This window comes from Paraburkholderia sp. SSBN10T, from assembly GCF_056619545.1.
The window spans coordinates 219208-236516 of the sequence record NZ_JBWQQI010000008.1 but is presented as its reverse complement, the minus strand read 5'-3'; the positions used below and the strand labels follow the sequence as shown (position 1 = coordinate 236516).

Below are 17309 nucleotides of genomic sequence, written 5' to 3'. Positions count from 1 at the left end.
GTCAGATCTCCCGGATCGGGATCTGGCGATGGCCGCTCTTCGGCGCGAACAGACTCGCCTCGCTGCGGCCGTCGGAGCAGCCGTTGCCGAACGTGAAGCCGCACGACGAGCGCAGATCGAACGCGTTCTCCGCGTACTCGCGGTGCGTCGTGGGAATCACGAAGCGGTCTTCGTAATTCGCGATCGCGAGATAGCGGTACATCTCTTCGACCTGATGCAGCGAGAGCCCCACCTGCGCCAGCACCTGGGTGGCGTCCAGGCGATCCACGTGGCGCGCGCGCATGAACGCGCGCATCGCGAGCAGCCGTTCGAGCGCTACCTGCACGGGCTGTTCGTCACCGGCCGTGAGCAGGTTCGCCAGATAGCGCAGCGGAATGCGCAGCGACTGCACGTCGGGCAGCCAGCCGTTCATGCCGAGCTCGCCGCTGTTCGCGGCGGCGTTGATGGGCGAGAGCGGCGGCACGTACCAGACCATCGGCAGCGTGCGGTACTCGGGATGAAGCGGAAACGCGATGCGCCAGTCGATCGCCATCTTGTAGACCGGCGAGCGCTGTGCGCCGTCGATCCACGCAGCGGGCACGCCGTCGCGTTCGGCCTGCGCGATCACCTCGGGATCGAACGGATCGAGGAACACGTCGAGCTGCGCCTGATAGAGGTCTTTCTCGTCGGCGACGCTCGCGGCTTCCTGGATGCGGTCCGCGTCGTAGAGCAGCACGCCCAGATAGCGGATGCGGCCCACGCAGGTTTCCGAGCAGACAGTCGGCTGCCCGGCCTCGATGCGCGGATAGCAGAAGATGCACTTCTCGGCCTTGCCGCTTTGCCAGTTGAAGTAGATCTTCTTGTATGGGCAACCGGAGACGCACATGCGCCAGCCGCGGCACTTGTCCTGATCGATGAGCACGATGCCGTCTTCCTCGCGCTTGTAGATCGAACCGGACGGACACGCGGCCACGCATGCCGGATTGAGGCAGTGCTCGCACAGACGCGGCAGATACATCATGAAGGTGTTTTCGAACTGGCCGTAGATGTCCTTCTGCACATTCTCGAAGTTGTAATCCTTGGCGCGCTTCTCGAACTCGCCGCCGAGGATTTCCTCCCAGTTCGGCCCCCACTCGATCTTCTCCATGCGCTCGCCGCTCACGAGCGAGCGCGGCCGCGCAACCGGCGTCGCGCCCGTGTTGCCGGCTTCCTGCAGATGCGCGTAATCGAAGGTGAAGGGCTCGTAGTAATCGTCGATCTCGGGCAGATGCGGGTTCGCAAAGATCTGCGCGAGCAGTCGCCACTTGCTGCCCAGACGCGGCTCGATCTTGCCGTCGGGCTTGCGTACCCAGCCGCCGCGCCAGCGTTCCTGGTTCTCCCATTCCTTCGGGTAGCCGATACCGGGCTTCGTTTCGACGTTGTTGAACCAGGCGTATTCCATGCCTTCGCGGCTCGTCCAGACGTTCTTGCAGGTGACCGAGCAGGTATGGCAGCCGATGCACTTGTCGAGGTTCAACACCATGGCAATCTGGGCGCGGACTTTCATGACGCTTCTCCTTCGCGAATCGCGGCGGGCAGGGCGCCGACCGGCGTTTCTTCCTCGTCGAGCCAGTCGATCTTCTTCATCTTGCGCACGATGAGGAACTCATCGCGGTTCGAGCCGACCGTGCCGTAGTAGTTGAAGCCGTAGGCCAGTTGCGCGTAGCCGCCGATCATGTGCGTCGGCTTGAGCGAGATGCGCGTGACCGAGTTGTGAATCCCGCCGCGCGTGCCGGTGATTTCCGAGCCCGGCGTGTTCACGATCTTTTCCTGGGCGTGATACATCATCACCATGCCGCGCGGAATGCGCTGGCTGACCACGGCGCGCGCGCACAATGCGCCGTTCGAGTTGTAGCACTCGATCCAGTCGTTATCGACCACGCCGATCTGCGCCGCATCCTGTTCCGAGATCCAGACGATCGGCCCGCCGCGCGAGAGCGTGAGCATCAGCAGATTGTCGGTGTAGGTGCTGTGGATGCCCCACTTCTGGTGCGGCGTGATGAAATTCAGCGCGATCTCGGGATTGCCGTTCGAGCGCGCGCCGACCATATGCTCGTAGCTGCCGGTGTCGATGGGCGGTTTGTAGACGCACAGCGCTTCGCCGAACGCGCGCATCCATTCGTGATCCTGATAAAGCTGCTGTCTGCCGCTTAGCGTGCGCCACGGGATCAGCTCGTGCACGTTCGTATAGCCCGCGTTGTACGAGACGTGTTCGGATTCGATGCCGCTCCACGTGGGCGACGAGATGATCTTGCGCGGCTGGGCCTGGATGTCGCGAAAGCGGATTTTCTCGTCCGCGCGCGCCTCGGCCAGATGCGCGTGCTCGATGCCGGTGATCTTGCTGAGCGCCTCCCACGCTTTTACCGACACATCGCCGTTGGTCTCGGGCGCGAGCGAGAGAATGGTTTCGGCGGCATCGAGCGCGGTTTCGATGCGCGGGCGGCCAGCGGCGTCGCCGGATTTCGGCTCGTCCGCGTAGCGGTAGTTGAGGTGGCCGAGTTCGGCCACTTCCTTCTGCGTGTTCCAGCTAATGCCCTTGCCGCCGTTGCCGAGCGTGTCCAGCAGCGGGCCGAGCGAGGTGAAGCGGTGATACGTCTCGGGATAATTGCGCTCCACCACGACCACCGCCGGCATGGTCTTGCCGGGCACCGGTTCGCATTCGCCTTTCTTCCAGTCGGCCACGCCGAACGGCTGCGCGAGTTCGCCCGGCGCGTCGTGCGCGATGGGCGAGAGCACCACGTCGCGCTCCTTGCCCAGATGCCCCACGCTCAGTTCGGAGAAGCGCTTCGCGATGCCCTTGAAAATATCCCAGTCGCTGCGCGCCTGCCAGGCGGGATCGACGGCCGCGGAGAGCGGGTGGATGAACGGATGCATGTCGGACGTGTTCATGTCGTCCTTCTCGTACCACGTGGCAGTGGGCAGCACGACGTCCGAGTACATGCAGGTGGTCGACATGCGGAAGTCCAGCGTGCAGAGCAGATCGAGCTTGCCGCGCGGCGCTTCGTCATGCCAGGCGATTTCTTCGGGATGCGGCGCGCCCTGTTTCGCGATCTCCTCGCCCTGCACGCCGTTGGTCGTGCCGAGCAGATGCTTGAGAAAATATTCGTGGCCCTTGCCCGACGAGCCAAGCAGATTCGAGCGCCACACAAACATGTTGCGTGGGAATACGGCGGGATCGTCGGGGTCTTCGCAGGCGAACTTGAGGCTGCCGTCCTTGAGCTTGCCGGCGACGCTGGCGCCCGCGTCGGCGGGTTCGCCGAGCGTGCGCCCGAGTTCGAGCGGATTGGTGGTGAGTTGCGGTGCCGACGGCAGCCAGCCCATGCGCTCCGCGCGCACGTTGTAGTCGATGGGCGCGCCGTGATAGGCCGACTTGTCCGCGAGCGGCGAGAGCAGGTCGGTCGGGTTCATCGGGTCGTAGCGCCACTGGTCGGTATGCGCGTAGAAGAACGAGGTCGCATTCATCTGGCGCGGCGGACGGTTCCAGTCGAGCGCGAACGCGAGCGGAGTCCAGCCCGTTTGCGGCCGCAGCTTCTCCTGGCCCACGTAATGCGACCAGCCGCCGCCCGACTGGCCCACGCAGCCGCACATCACCAGCATGTTGATGATGGCGCGGTAAGCCATGTCCATATGGAACCAGTGATTGATGCCCGCACCGATGATCACCATCGATTTGCCCTGGGTCTTGTCGGCGTTCTCGGCGAACTGGCGCGCGACGTTGATCACGTCCGCGCGCTTCACGCCCGTGATCGCTTCCTGCCATGCGGGCGTGTAAGGGACGTCGTCGTCGTAGCCTTGCGCGATGTCCTTGCCGCCGAGCCCCTGATCGAGGCCGTAGTTCGCGATGAACAGATCGTAGACGGTCGCCACGAGCCGCTCGCCCTCGCGCGTGGCCACGCGGCGCACACCGATGCGGCGGCTCAGCACCGACTGATGTCCGGTGTGCGCGAAGTGCGGATGCGCGACGTTGCCGAAGTACGGAAAGGCTGCGTCGACCACCTCGTCGTGTCCGTCGACGAGCGACAGCGCCGGCGTAAGCGGCTCGCCTTGCGCGTTTTCCTCGCGCAGATTCCACTTGCCGCGGTCCTCGCCTTCCTGTTGACCCCAGCGAAATCCCACCGAGCCCACCGGTACCGCGAACGCGCCGTTCGCCGCATCGATCACGACGGTTTTCCAGTCGGCATTGTTGGTCTGGCCGAGCGCATCGGCGAAGTCGGAGGCCCGCAGATAGCGGTCGGGCACGTACTGTCCAGCGCGCTCGACGAGCGTGACGAGACACGACATGTCGGTGTAGCGGCGGCAGTAATCGGTGAAATACGCGCTCTTGCCCGCGAGGTGGTACTCCTTGAGGATCACGTGGCCCATCGCGAGCGCGAGCGCCGCGTCGGTGCCCTGCTTGGGATGCAGCCAGATGTCGCCGAACTTCGCGCCTTCGGCGTAATCGGGGAAGATCGAGACGATTTTCGCGCCGCGATAGCGCGCCTCCACCATGAAGTGCGCATCGGGCGTGCGGGTCTGCGGTACGTTCGACCCCCACATCACGATGAACGTGGAGTTGTACCAGTCCGCGGATTCGGGCACGTCGGTCTGTTCGCCCCACGTTTGCGGCGAGGCGGGCGGCAGGTCGCAATACCAGTCGTAGAACGAGAGGCACACGCCGCCGATGAGCGAGAGATAGCGGGAGCCTGCCGCATACGAGACCATCGACATGGCGGGAATCGGCGAGAAGCCGATCACGCGATCGGGGCCGTGGCGCTTGATGGTGTGCACGTTCGCCGCCGCGACGATCTCGGTGACTTCGCTCCAGTCGGCGCGCACGAAGCCGCCGAGGCCGCGGCGCTTTTGATAACTGTTGCGGGCCGCTTCGTCGTCGACGATCGCGGCCCACGCGTCCACCGGCGCGAGCGTGCGGCGCTTCTCACGCCACAACTTCACGAGCGCGCTGCGCACGAGCGGATACTTGAGACGGTTCGCGCTATAGAGGTACCACGAATACGAGGCGCCGCGCGAGCAGCCGCGTGGCTCGTGGTTGGGCATGTCGGGGCGCGTGCGCGGGTAGTCGGTCTGCTGCGTTTCCCACGCGACGATGCCGCCCTTCACGTAGATTTTCCACGAACACGAGCCTGTGCAGTTGACGCCGTGCGTCGAGCGCACGATCTTGTCATGCGCCCAGCGCGTGCGGTAGGCATCCTCCCACTTTCTGTCCTCGTCTGTAACGGCGCCGTGGCCGTCCGCGAATTGCGGCCTCGGGGTTGTGAAGTAACGCAGACGGTCCAGAAAATGGCTCATGGCGCCTCCAGGTTTCGCGTTCAGGAATTAGTAATTAAATGAAACCATTCGCAGGAAGTAAAGGAGAGATGATTGCAACCGCGCTCGACCATTGAGGTTCGATGACGTCGGTCAAAGAATTGCAATTGAGATAACAATGACTGGATTCAGTAATGTCCAATCGGTTATAGATGAGATCTGCTGGGAATGCAAACAGGAAGGAGGCCATGGCGCGGCCCAGTCAGAAAGATCGCGCGAGCGGCCGCAGCCTCGCTTTGCGTCTATCTGGCGGGGACGTTGGGCTACTGGCTGTGTCGGGCGTGAAGCATGTCCCTGAAGGCTATTTCAATTGTGGATTTCAGGAAGATCTTCTATTTTTATGGAATAGGTGCTTTTAGTCGCTCTGGGGAAAGTTGCCACGTTAGACAAGAAGTCTTATATAAATGTGGATACCTTATAAAATCGAGAGGGCGACCTCCGGGATTGCAGGTGCAACGGTGTCTTTGAGGGCAAGTCTTACAAGATTAAACAGGTCTTTGAGAGTGCGATTCATCAGTTCAATAGTCGCGAGCGTAATCGCAGCGTTTGGGAACGTTTGAAACCGGGCATCGCACCCACTCGGATCATGCCCTGGAAGACCGCCTTCGTTCGATTATCCTGGTGAACTACATCCGGTCGGGTTCCGGCAGCGCGTCTCACGGCCCGTACGCTACAATGCCGACAGCCTGAAAACCGGAATATCAATGAAGATCCGCACTTTATCTCTCGCATGCATAACGACCGCCGCCGTGCTGCTCGTAGGGTGTACGGCCGTCTATAAGAACACGGACGCGTGTGAACAGATGATGCGCAGCAAACTGGCTGACGTGTCGCCCGAGCAGTTTCCCGAGGTGTCGGTCGACAAGCTGTCGGTCGACCATACGGGTACCGGTATCCACGGCTCGCGGGTCGTCGTCGAAGGCTCGCTCTCGCATATGCAGACCGCTTCCGAGGTGGCGGTGGCCTCGGCGCCGAAGGGCGCTTCGGGCGTAGTGGCCGCGTCGGCTGCTATGGCTGCCTCCGCCTCGGCCGCCTTAGCCGAGACTGCTGCCGTCGCATCAACTGCCTCAGCCGCCGCGCCTGCCACAGCGCTCGCCGCTGCTTCGGGCGCTTCCGCTACCGCGGCAACCGTCAAACCGGTCAAACCCAAGAAGGTAGTGAGGGCCGCCGCCGTCGAATGTACCTTCACGGGGCTGAATCTGGCATCGTTCCGTTGGTTGGCCCCGCCGGAACTCGTCAAGACCAACGAGGACGCCGCGAGCGATAGCGCGGAATAAACGCCGCTGCGCGCTGGGCCTGTATCCCTTGATTCTCGGGTTCCGTGTACGGCGTGAGCCGGCTTCGATGTACGTTTCGACAGTCCTGGCCGTGCGTTCACGCCGGCTAGTCGGCGCGCGCAAACAGCGCCGCTTGCGAATCTTCTTCACACATCTTGTCACGATGTCGCTTCATCATCTTGTCACAATATCGATTCCTTAAAGATCAGCAAGACTAACAATCTCATCACTGCTCATTCCCGGAATCGAACTATCGCACCTGGCTCATAGCAAATATGCCCGGCTGCGGACCTGGCGAATTTTCAGTCAGAACGCGTAGTACGGGCCGGCGCCGGCCGGGGTGAGGCGCGCCTCGATGGCGGTGTAGATGCGGCGTCCATAGAAGAACGGCAGACCCCAGCCGAAACTGTTGCTCGAGATGCCCGCCAGGTTGCTGAATGCGTTGTTGGACGAGTTGAAGAGCGCCGTCGCGTTGCCCACCGAATAGGACACCACGGCCGTCGCGCCGTCGCTGCCCGCAATGGTCGCGCTCGCGGCCTGCGACCCGGCTGGGCAGTACCACAGGCCGCATTGCGGCATCCCGGCGTTGGCGATGAACAGCGCGTTCGAGCCGCTGTCTAGGTAGCTGAACGAATAAGTCCGGCTGTTGCTGAGCGTCGTGACGTAGCCGCTCTGGGCATTCGCCCGCAGTACCGTCGCTGCGCCCAGTACATTGTTCGCCTGGGTGCCGATACCGAAGATCAGCGAGCCGCTCACCGTCGGCGCGCCGGTGGCGGCGACGGCCGGCAGGTCGATCACGACGCCGTTGTTGTCGAGCGCAAAGGCGCTCACCGGATTCGTGACCTGCTGGGCGAGCGGTTGGGCGCTCGCCTGACAGGCGCCGGTCGTGCCGCAACTGTAGTACCAGCGCGGTGCGGCCGTATTCGCGCAGGTGCTGCCGCAATCCGCGGCAAACAGTCCGACGCCGAGAATGCCGTTGCTGCGCAAGCTGCTTGAGGTCTGCATGGCGAGACCGGCGCCGCTGCAGTCGGACGGCACGCTCGGCACTGTGGGGTCGGCGATCAACTGGACCGGCAGTGCGGCGGCCAACTGGCCGGCCATCCGCACATCCGCGCTGCGCACGGCACCCCACGTGTAACCGCCGCCGAATACCGCACATTCGCCGACGCTGCCGCCGCCTGCCTGCAGCGCCGGCAATTGCAGCGTGGCTGGCAACGCCGAGGCGAGGATGCGCAGTCCCTGCGAGCCGGTGTCGACCTGCACGTTGTCGATGGTCGCGCAGTGGCTGGTGCCGGGCACGCAAACCGTGACACTGGTCGTGAGCATATTGCGCGTCAGGCCGGGCGCGGTGCTTACGGCGATCGGCTGCACGTTCGGCATGCTCGACTGGGCGATCGCCGCCGGACTGCTGGCCTTGCTGCCGGGCGAAGTGGCGGCGAGCGGCGCGCTGGTGGCGCCCGAGGCGGTGACGGGGGAGGACGCGGTGCCGGTTGCGCTGCTGCTGCCGCCACCGCCGCCGCAGGCGGAGAGGGCGCCGCATAGCGCGCTGCCTATAAGGAGCAGGAACACGGAGCGGGTCGGCATGAGCGGGCTCCTTCAGGGCAGATCGTCAGGCGTCACGCCGGCGGGCAGCGCGCCTGGCAGCCAGGCGCGGCCTATGTAGCTGCGCATCTGGCCGCCCGACTCCACGACCACATCGGGTTGCACCACCCGCGAGGCATGCAGCTCGCGTTCGGCCGCAAGACCCGCGGCGGCGCCCGTCCGGTAGGAGGCGTCGTAGGCACCCAGCAGGGCCGGCAGATCGGGCATGGTCGGGCCCTGCCAGGTGTAGGCGAAGATCTCGCCGGTGTTCGAGGCGTACTCGTTGATCGTCGTGCCGCCCGTATCGACGCTCGTGCGCATCAGCACGGCGCCGTTCAGCAGCACGACCGGCGCGGTGGCGGACGCGCTTGAGCCAGTGGAGCCAGTGGAGCCAGTAGAGCCAGTAGAGCCAGTAGAGCCAGTAGAGCCAGTAGAGCCAGTAGAGCCAGTAGAGCCGGCTGCCACCGCTGCACCGGTCGAGCCGGCGCTGACGGCGCTGACCGCGCCGATGGCCTCGCCGAGCGCTGCGTGAGCGCATGTTATGGGCAGTAAGGCGGCAAGCGCGGCCACCCGTACGGCGCTGGTGTTGAACGATCCAGGGACGATCCTCGATACCTGCATGGCTGACCTCTCGTTTCATTTTTAAGACGGTAAATTCAAGATATCACTGAGGTTTCCTGAGCAATGCCGGCAAGGTCGAACGAGGTGTTCTGAAATCTCAAAAATGGTCATCGTGCGAGCTGGGAATGGCTCGAATAAACAAGGGGATAGCGCCTCTGACAGGACTGTCTGATGCAGATGTGGGAAACGTTGTGAATTGTTAAAACTGGGCACGCCATGACGGCTGTTAAAGCGTGTCGTCCGGGCCATTTCCGGTTGCGCGGGAAGCGCCATTCCGACGCGGCGATGAGTGCTTCGCCGTGGGCCCGGAACACACGCTAAAAGCGCCTTTGCGGCCCCGTCCGACGGGAGCCATACCGGCTTTTTGCACAGGTTCGTCCGGTGCCGGTAAAATCACGGGTTGATCCACGGAAACTTGCCGTGGCGTAGCGGAAGGATTCCCTGAACATGACTGATCTTCGTCTTACCAAGCGGTTTGCAGTATTGCTGATGGCAGGCGGGCTGGTCGCCGGCTGCGGTACCTCGTCGCCGACCCAGATTGACTACAAGAGCGATTCCAAATCGAAGCAGGTCTCGCTGGCCGTGCCGCCGAACATGATCGATGAGACGTCCGATCAGCGCTCGCTACCGCCACAGGGCGGCGAAACCTCGTTGTCCACGCTCAAGCAGGTGCAGGCCCAGGCGCCGGTTGCCGATCTGGGCGTGCTGCCGCCCGTCAAGGGCATGCATATCCAGCGTGACGGCACGGAAAGCTGGCTCGTGATCGACGGCAAGACGCCCGATCAGGTCTGGCCGCAAATCCGTCGTTTCTGGCAGGAGCAGGGCTTCCTGCTGGTGGTCGACCAGCGCGACAAGGGCGTGATGGAGACCGACTGGAACGAAACCCATGCGCAGATCAACGAGGGCCTGATCCGCGACACGCTGTCGAAGGCGATGGGCAATTCCTATGTCGCCTCCGAGCGCAACAAGTACCGTACCCGTCTCGAAACCGCGCCGAGCGGTGGCACCTACGTGTTCGTCAGCCAGAAGGGCATGCAGGAAGCCCTGAGCGGCGCCAACAACGATTCCACCACCTGGCAGCCCAAGCCGAACGATCCGGGCCTCGAAACCGAGTATCTGAAGCGCCTGATGGCGTCGCTGGCAACGGCCGATTCGCGTGGCGACACGCAGAGCGCGGCGCTGTCGCCGGCCGGCGCGCAGACGGCGCCGGCTGCGGCAACCGCAGGCGCAAACTCGGCTGCGGCCAGGAACGCGGCGCAAAACGTCGCCCTGGCGGCGCAACAGCCTACGCCGGAGCAGGACGCGGCGAGCACCTCGGCGCAATATACGTCGACCGAGCTTACGCTCGGCGAGCCGTATGACCGTGCGTGGGTGCGCGTGGGCATCGCGCTGGATCGCAGCAACTTCACGGTGGACAACCGCGACCGTACGCGTGGCCTGTATTCGGTGCGCTACGTGGATCCGAAGGACATGACGTCGGCCGAACAGGGCTTCTGGAGCCAGGTGTTCCATGGCAAGACCGAAAAGGTCGCCAAGCAGTACCTCGTGAACGTGCGCGCTGTCACGCCTGACCAGACCCGCGTGTCGGTGGTCGACGACAAGGGCAATATCGACTCGTCGGCGCCGGCCAAGCAGATCATGAACCTCGTGGTCGATCAGTTGCGCTGATCCATCGGGCTTCGCTCGAAAACCCGCCTGGGGTGGTTTCCCAGGCGGGTTTTTTTATGGCCGCTGTTTTTGCGGGAGTGCGCCTGTGGTCCCGTTGACGGATCGGCCCCGTGCGCATGGAGCTTGCTTATCTGGCCGGACCAGGACCAAGGAGACCGGCCATGTTCGACCTTATTCCCTACTGGATGTGGGCAGTCAGTTTGCTCTTTCTCGCGCTGGTGTGCGGCGCAGCGCTCTCGGAGCATGAGCCGAGGCATGCGGCGGTGCGCACGCGCGGGCTTGGGCTGCGTATCAAGTGGCGGGTGCGCTGAGCGCCGGCACCGTTTTCTCAGCGGATGTGCGGTCCGCACGTAACGTGACGTTACGGCGTAACGCGCCGCAAAAACCCTTCCGTTTTTCCGTGCGATAAAAAAATAAATATAAAAATCAATCGCTTGCGATTGTGTGTCAACGGTATTTCAGCCTGGCACGCAAGCTGCTGTTATCTATCTCATGGGGCCGGATGGCCACGCGGCGGCGGCGCTTGCAGCGACTGCGCGTGGCGCCGACTCACTCCGAAACCTGTTGATTGCACGCCGGACGACGAACCGGCGTGTTGCCGAATGATGGCTTGCGCGCTTGACGCGCGGCCCCGTTGGCCCCGTCGCCTATCCTCGTAGGGCGACGGTTTCGCCCGCGCTCCGCTGGAGCGCGGGCTATTTTTTTGCGTCAGTGGTTTTGCCCGCCTGCGTTCAGGCGTTCAGGTATCCGCGCCGCTCGGGCGGCGCGCTCCGAACGGAATGCGTTTGACGACGCCGGTCGCAAGCGCGGTGCCCATCAGGATGACGACGCAGCCCTCGAGCATGCCCGGCGAAACGCTTTCGCCAAGGAACAGCGCACCCCACAGGATGCCGAAGATCGGAATCACGAAGGTCACGGTGATCGCACGCGCGGGACCGATCGCCGCAATCAGGTGGAAGAACAGCATATAGGCGACCCCGGTGCAGGCGACGCCGAGCGCGATCACCGCGCCCCACGCGTGCAGCGAGACTGGCGTAGCGGGCCAGTAGATCACGGCGAGCGGCAGCAGCACGAGGGTGGCGCCGGTCATGGTGCCGGCGGCGACCGTGAGCGGATCGACGCCGCTCAGATGGCGCTTCGTGTAGTTGGCGGCAATGCCGTACAGCAGCGTCGCGCCGAGCGCGGCCGCCGCGGCCAGCGCGGCGGTCTGCGGCGTGGCGCTGGCGCCGTGGGGCGTGGCGATCTGATCCCAGACCAGCATCAGCACGCCGAGGAAGCCGACCGCGAGGCCCACGCTGCGCAGCGCGCTCAGCCGGTCCTTGAGCCACAGGAACGCCACCAGCGCGCCCCAGAGCGGCGTGCTGGCGTTGATGACCGACGTCACGCCCGCCGACAGCGTCAATTCCGCGTAGGCGAACAGGCAGAACGGCGCGGCCGAATTCAGGATGCCGACCACCAGCAAGGGCAGCGCGCGCTTGCGCAACGTGGCGACCGCTTCGCGCACGGGCCGCCGGGCCACCAGCAGGACGATGAGAAACAGCGCGCCGATGCCGACGCGCAGCGCCATCAGCGGCGCCACGCCGAAGTCGGTCACGCCGACCCGGATAAACAGAAACGACGCACCCCACAGGGCAGCGAGAACGAGGAGTTGAAGCAGGCTTTTGGTATTCATGGGAAGCGCGTCTCGCGCAGTTGAGTCGGGACGCGAAGTGATGTTAACAGCGTGATCTCGCGGATGTTTCAGGCTGGAATGAAACAGCAAGATGTTTTTGCCTGGGCGGGTCCTGAAGGGTTAAGCGTAAGCGTCGTGAAGGCTGGCGTAAAACGAGCAATTCTCACGGATATGTGAGAAAAATTGACAGAAACGCGGGTTGGCAGCGAGACGGCGAGCGTGCCTGAGAAGCCGCAAAAGGGCAACCAAAGAGCAAGCGAAGGGCAACAAAAAAGGCACGCCCTCGGGCGTGCCTTGATTCCTCACATCGAGTATCCGCTCAATGCGGGATCATGCCTTGCAGGTAGTTCTGCTGCAGCCACACGATGATGCCGAGCACGATCGTAAGAATCAGCGAGTGCTTCAAGGTCTTCGAGAACACCACGCCTTCCTTGCCTTTGAGATCGGTGGTCGCCACGCCGGTGGAGATGTTCTGCGGCGAGATCATCTTGCCCATCACCCCGCCTGACGAGTTGGTGGCGGCCATCAGGACCGGATTGAGATTGAGCTGATTGGCGGCCACCACCTGCAGGTTGCCGAATAGGGCATTGCCGGAGGTGTCGCTGCCCGACAGGAACACCGCGACCCAGCCGAGAAAGGCCGACACCAGCGGGAAGAATGCGCCGACCGACGCCACGCCGAGCCCGAGCGTATAGGTGAGCCCCGAGTAGTTCATCAGGTAGGCGAGTGCGACGATGGTCGCCACCGTCAGGATGGCGATGCGCGTCTGCACCCAGGTATCGACAATGGCCCGGCCGAATTCGGCTGCGGACAGCCGCACCAGCAGCGCGGTGATGATCGCCGCAACCAGGATCGCGGTGCCGGTGGCGAGCGGCTGGAAGTCCCAGATGGCCGCATACGGCGTGTTGTACAGCGTGATGAAGACGGCCTTGTTCAGACCCGGCCAGGCGACCTTGACGTCGCCGATCGTGAAGACCTTGGCGATCGTCCAGATAATCACGACCACCGACACGATGATCCACGGATACCAGCCCTGCGCGCCGCTGATCTTGCCGCGCACCTCGCCGATCCGGTCGATGTTGACCGCGAACTGCGGATCGGCGGCGGGCTTCCAGACCTTCAGGAACGACACCGTCACGATCAGCGAGACCAGTGACGAGAGCACGTCGGTCAGACTGTAGTTGATGTAGTTCGAGGCGGCGAACTGGGTGATGGCGAAGCTGCCGCCGCCGACCAGCAACACCGGCCAGATGCGCAGCATGTTGCGAAAACCCGCATACACGGCAATCACATAGAACGGCAGCACCAGTGCGAACAACGGCAACTGGCGCCCGACCATCTTGGCGAGGGTGTCGGCAGGCAGGTGGGTGACGGCGCCGAGCACGGTGATCGGCACGCCGAGCGCGCCGAACGCCACCGGCGCGGTGTTGAAGATCAGCGTGAAGGTCAGCGCCTCGAGCGTCGGAAAGCCGAGCAGGATCAACAGCGAACTGGTGATGGCGACCGGCGTGCCGAAGCCGGAAATGCCTTCGAGCAAGGCGCCGAACGAAAAACCGATCACGACGAGGACGATGCGCCGGTCGTTCGGCAGGTTGTCGATCATCCACATGCGGAACGCGGCGAAGCGGCCCGAGCGTTGCGCGATGTTGTAGAGCAGGATCGCGTTGACCACGATCCACATGACCGGCCAGAGCGCGAATACCGCGCCGGCGACGACCGTATCGAAGGCGAGCCCAACCGGAAACTGCCAGCCGAAGATCGCCACCAGCAGTCCGACGATCAGTCCGGCGAGCGATGCCTGCCACGCCGGGAGCCGGGCCCAGCCGAGCAGCACCAGCACCACCAGGATCGGTAGCGCGGCGACGAGGAATGACGGCAACAGCGAATTGCCGATAGGGGTGAGTAGCTGATGAAACATCACGTCTCCTTCGTTGTTGTTGGAGTCGACGCGACGGACTGCGCGCTACCTGACGCGTCGGGTGGAGCAGGACGGATGGCGGTGTGGCTGCGTGCGGTGAGCGCACCGGATCGCGTATTTAAACAGATAGTGCATGTGGCGGTTCCAGCATAGGACTTGGGCCGGCGCAGTCAAGACGGGAAACTACGGCAAGGGCGTGGGGGAATACGCAGGCGGCGCGGAGATGGCTCGAGGGTGGCCTGGAAATGACATGGACGTCATGAATGGATGACGTGGCACGCACTGGAGAGGCAACAGGCGTGATGAGCGGTAGTGGGTAGTGCAGTGAGGCGCTGCGAGGGGAGATGCAGCACGTAATCGGCAATAGGCCGGAAGCAATGGATCAGGAGCAGCGCGCTAGGGGCAGCGTATCGACGCGAGCCGCTGCCCTGCGCGCATAACCCGGCTCAGGTGGCCGGTTGGCTGGCTTAGCGATGGCCGTGCCAGCCGCCGCCCCAATGCCCACCCCAGCAGCAACCGCCGCCCCAAAAACCGGCGAAGCCGATCGAAACCGACGGCCCCCAGTAGGCGGGATAGCCGTATCCATAGTAGGCAGGGTAGGCCGGATACGGATAGTAGGCGGGATAGACCGGCGCAGGGGCCGGCACATAGACCTGCTGGGCCACCACCGGCGCCGCGCTTGACACGGCCGGCACGGTGTACGAGCCGGACGTCGTCACCGAGGGCGGCGGCGGGGCAGGGATCGGAGCGTGCTGGTTCAACGCGCCGACGGGCTCGCCGCTCGCCGTCACCGGCACAGCCGTTTGGGTCGCCGAAGCCGGTACGGTTGCGTAATAGCCGTTCGCGCCGTAGGGATAGTAGCCATACGGGTAATAACAGCCGGACAAGGCAAGCACCATGGCCGCGGCGGCGAGGCGGGTGGTGGCGGAAAGGGGACTCATGGCACGCTCCTGATGCATCTCGATGCCGTGGCGGTTGGTATTGATGATTCTGAAAAACGGCATGATCCGCTTAGCTTACGCCGTCGCGAGTTGCCTCAGGTTGCAATCTCGTTACCGCTTGTTTCAGGTCCGAGGCACGCCCACGCGGCCTGTCACGACGGCGACGGCGCCGGCCAGCAGGCTGCGCAAAAGCAAAAATGCAAAAGCCCGCCGGCGGCGGGCTCCTGCATGCATGGCAAGGCAAGCAGCGCGGCGCCTCCTGCAAGCGCCGCCTGCCGCCCTTACTGCCGCTGATAAATTTCAGCGCCCTTCTTCATGAACTCGATCGACTTCACTTCCATGCCTTTCTGCAAGGCTTCGTCGTCGGAGACGCCTTGCTGCGCCGCGAACTCGCGCACGTCCTGGGTGATCTTCATCGAGCAGAAGTGCGGGCCGCACATCGAGCAGAAATGCGCGACCTTGGCCGAATCCTTCGGCAGGGTTTCGTCGTGGAATTCACGCGCCTTGTCCGGGTCGAGACCGAGGTTGAACTGGTCTTCCCAACGGAATTCGAAGCGTGCCTTCGACAGCGCGTTGTCCCGCACCTGCGCGCCCGGGTGGCCCTTCGCCAGGTCCGCTGCGTGCGCCGCGAGCTTGTAGGTGATGATGCCGGTCTTGACGTCGTCCTTGTTGGGCAGGCCCAGGTGTTCCTTCGGCGTGACGTAGCAGAGCATCGCCGTGCCGAACCAGCCGATCATCGCGGCGCCGATGCCCGACGTGATGTGGTCGTAGCCAGGGGCGATGTCGGTGGTCAACGGTCCCAGCGTGTAGAACGGTGCTTCGTCGCACCATTGCAGTTGCAGGTCCATGTTTTCCTTGATGAGCTGCATCGGCACGTGGCCGGGGCCCTCGATCATCGTCTGCACGTCGTGCTTCCATGCGATCTGCGTAAGTTCGCCGAGCGTCTTCAGCTCGCCCAGTTGCGCTTCGTCGTTGGCGTCGTAGATCGAGCCGGGACGCAGGCCGTCGCCGAGCGAGAAGGCCACGTCGTAGGCCTTCATGATTTCGCAGATGTCTTCGAAGTGCTCGTACAGGAAGCTTTCCTTGTGATGCGCCAGGCACCACTTCGCCATGATCGAGCCGCCGCGCGAGACGATACCCGTCATGCGCTTGGCCGTCAGCGGCACATATTGCAGGCGCACGCCGGCGTGGATCGTGAAGTAGTCGACGCCTTGCTCGGCCTGTTCGATCAGCGTGTCGCGGAAGATTTCCCAGGTCAGGTCTTCGGCCTTGCCGTTGACCTTTTCGAGCGCCTGATAGATCGGCACCGTGCCGATCGGCACTGGCGAATTGCGGATGATCCACTCGCGCGTTTCGTGAATGTGCTTGCCGGTGGACAGGTCCATCACCGTGTCGCCGCCCCAGCGGATCGCCCAGGTCATCTTGTCGACTTCTTCGCCGATCGACGAGGTCACGGCCGAATTGCCGATGTTCGCGTTGACCTTCACGAGGAAGTTACGGCCGATGATCATCGGCTCGCTTTCCGGGTGGTTGATGTTGTTCGGGATGATCGCGCGGCCGCGGGCCACTTCTTCACGCACGAATTCCGGCGTGATTTCCGTCAGGCCGTTCGGGCCGAAAGCGCTCGCGCCGAAGGCCTGGCCGGGATGCTGGCGGCCCATCATCGCGGCCAGCTTCTCGCCGTTCGGGCCGCTCGTCTTCAGGCTTTCCAGATACGCGGCGCGCTGCTGGTTTTCGCGGATCGCGATGTACTCCATTTCCGGCGTGACGATGCCGCGGCGTGCATAGTGCATCTGCGAGACGTTCTTGCCGGCGACGGCGCGGCGCGGCGTGCGGTGCAGGCCCTGGAAGCGCAGCTCGGCGGTGGCCGGATCGGCGGCGCGTTCGCGGCCGTAGTCGCTCGTCAGACCCGTCAGCGCTTCGGTGTCGCCGCGCTCTTCGATCCAGCGCTGACGCAGCGCCGGCAGACCGGCGCGGATGTCGATCGACGCTTCCGGATCGGAGTAGGGGCCCGACGTATCGTAGACATAGACTGGCGGGTTCTTCTCGCCGCCGAAGCTGTCCGGCGTATCCGACTGGGTGATTTCACGCATCGGCACGCGGAGATCCGGGCGCGAGCCGCTGACGTAGATCTTGCGCGAATTCGGCAGGGGCGCGACGGCGGCCGCATCGACGTGAGCGTCGGCGGAAAGGAACTTCGGATTGGCGTTCATCTATTTCTCTCCTGTGTCGACCGGAGTTGGCGCTTTAGCGCTTACTCCGGTCCCATGCAAAGCTATGTGGGGCGGCTAAGCAGAGGAGACGAGACG

11 protein-coding genes are annotated in these 17309 nt (G+C 63.8%); 3 read left to right on the top strand and 8 right to left on the bottom strand.

Annotated elements, in window-relative coordinates; translation table 11 throughout:
• Position 1: 1 nt before the first annotated feature.
• Both narH and AC1ECK_RS15345 read right to left on the bottom strand, forming a co-directional pair.
• Positions 2-1525 (bottom strand): nitrate reductase subunit beta, encoded by a 1524-nt coding sequence (gene narH / locus AC1ECK_RS15350; RefSeq protein WP_480320510.1) that lies wholly within the window; start codon positions 1523-1525, stop codon positions 2-4.
• Entirely contained in the window at positions 1522-5304 is a 3783-nt protein-coding gene (locus AC1ECK_RS15345) for a nitrate reductase subunit alpha (RefSeq protein WP_480320508.1), read from the bottom strand. Before AC1ECK_RS15345 ends, narH begins: the two co-directional genes overlap by 4 nt.
• 722 nt (positions 5305-6026) lie before the next feature.
• Here AC1ECK_RS15345 and AC1ECK_RS15340 point away from each other — a divergent pair.
• Positions 6027-6599, top strand: a complete 573-nt coding sequence (locus AC1ECK_RS15340; RefSeq protein ID WP_480320506.1) for a hypothetical protein — start codon at positions 6027-6029, stop codon at positions 6597-6599.
• Between the two features lie 306 nt (positions 6600-6905).
• On the opposite strand, the gene AC1ECK_RS15335 is transcribed toward AC1ECK_RS15340, so the two are convergent.
• Together AC1ECK_RS15335 and AC1ECK_RS15330 are read right to left on the bottom strand one after the other, a co-directional pair.
• The gene (locus tag AC1ECK_RS15335) at positions 6906-8183 is read right to left on the bottom strand and encodes a DUF3443 domain-containing protein (RefSeq protein WP_480320504.1); all 1278 of its coding nucleotides are present in this window, start codon (positions 8181-8183) and stop codon (positions 6906-6908) included.
• A gap of 12 nt (positions 8184-8195) precedes the next feature.
• Positions 8196-8690: a DUF2844 domain-containing protein gene (locus AC1ECK_RS15330; protein WP_480320642.1), complete on the bottom strand. Its 495-nt coding sequence runs from the start codon at positions 8688-8690 to the stop codon at positions 8196-8198.
• A 558-nt stretch (positions 8691-9248) separates the two neighbouring features.
• On the opposite strand from AC1ECK_RS15330, the gene bamC reads away from it, so the two are divergent.
• Both bamC and AC1ECK_RS15320 read left to right on the top strand, forming a co-directional pair.
• Positions 9249-10469 carry an outer membrane protein assembly factor BamC gene (bamC, locus tag AC1ECK_RS15325; protein ID WP_480320502.1) on the top strand — a complete coding sequence of 407 codons (1221 nt, stop codon included), beginning with the start codon at positions 9249-9251 and terminating at the stop codon, positions 10467-10469.
• Positions 10470-10630: 161 nt separating this feature from the next.
• Complete coding sequence (locus tag AC1ECK_RS15320; RefSeq protein WP_480320500.1) at positions 10631-10780, top strand: hypothetical protein; 150 nt, start codon at positions 10631-10633, stop codon at positions 10778-10780.
• Positions 10781-11208: 428 nt separating this feature from the next.
• Here AC1ECK_RS15320 and AC1ECK_RS15315 read toward each other — a convergent pair whose 3' ends face one another.
• From AC1ECK_RS15315 to thiC, 4 genes are all read right to left on the bottom strand, one after another.
• On the bottom strand, positions 11209-12141 hold the full coding sequence (locus AC1ECK_RS15315) for a DMT family transporter (RefSeq protein ID WP_480320498.1): 933 nt from the start codon (positions 12139-12141) through the stop codon (positions 11209-11211).
• 319 nt (positions 12142-12460) lie between these two features.
• Entirely contained in the window at positions 12461-14059 is a 1599-nt protein-coding gene (locus tag AC1ECK_RS15310) for an L-lactate permease (protein ID WP_480320496.1), read from the bottom strand.
• 467 nt (positions 14060-14526) lie between these two features.
• Positions 14527-15000, bottom strand: coding sequence for a hypothetical protein (locus tag AC1ECK_RS15305; protein ID WP_480320494.1), 474 nt, complete (start codon positions 14998-15000; stop codon positions 14527-14529).
• Between the two features lie 281 nt (positions 15001-15281).
• The gene (gene thiC, locus AC1ECK_RS15300; RefSeq protein WP_480320492.1) at positions 15282-17213 is read right to left on the bottom strand and encodes a phosphomethylpyrimidine synthase ThiC; all 1932 of its coding nucleotides are present in this window, start codon (positions 17211-17213) and stop codon (positions 15282-15284) included.
• Positions 17214-17309: the final 96 nt, after the last annotated feature.

What these genes read in the sequence shown, in the direction of transcription:
- narH (WP_480320510.1), bottom strand. Translation starts at nt 1,525, where the DNA reads ATGAAAGTCCGCGCCCAGATTGCCATGGTGTTGAACCTCGACAAGTGC.
- AC1ECK_RS15345 (WP_480320508.1), bottom strand. Translation starts at nt 5,304, where the DNA reads ATGAGCCATTTTCTGGACCGTCTGCGTTACTTCACAACCCCGAGGCCG.
- AC1ECK_RS15340 (WP_480320506.1), top strand. Translation starts at nt 6,027, where the DNA reads ATGAAGATCCGCACTTTATCTCTCGCATGCATAACGACCGCCGCCGTG.
- AC1ECK_RS15335 (WP_480320504.1), bottom strand. Translation starts at nt 8,183, where the DNA reads ATGCCGACCCGCTCCGTGTTCCTGCTCCTTATAGGCAGCGCGCTATGC.
- bamC (WP_480320502.1), top strand. Translation starts at nt 9,249, where the DNA reads ATGACTGATCTTCGTCTTACCAAGCGGTTTGCAGTATTGCTGATGGCA.
- AC1ECK_RS15320 (WP_480320500.1), top strand. Translation starts at nt 10,631, where the DNA reads ATGTTCGACCTTATTCCCTACTGGATGTGGGCAGTCAGTTTGCTCTTT.
- AC1ECK_RS15315 (WP_480320498.1), bottom strand. Translation starts at nt 12,141, where the DNA reads ATGAATACCAAAAGCCTGCTTCAACTCCTCGTTCTCGCTGCCCTGTGG.
- AC1ECK_RS15310 (WP_480320496.1), bottom strand. Translation starts at nt 14,059, where the DNA reads ATGTTTCATCAGCTACTCACCCCTATCGGCAATTCGCTGTTGCCGTCA.
- AC1ECK_RS15305 (WP_480320494.1), bottom strand. Translation starts at nt 15,000, where the DNA reads ATGAGTCCCCTTTCCGCCACCACCCGCCTCGCCGCCGCGGCCATGGTG.
- thiC (WP_480320492.1), bottom strand. Translation starts at nt 17,213, where the DNA reads ATGAACGCCAATCCGAAGTTCCTTTCCGCCGACGCTCACGTCGATGCG.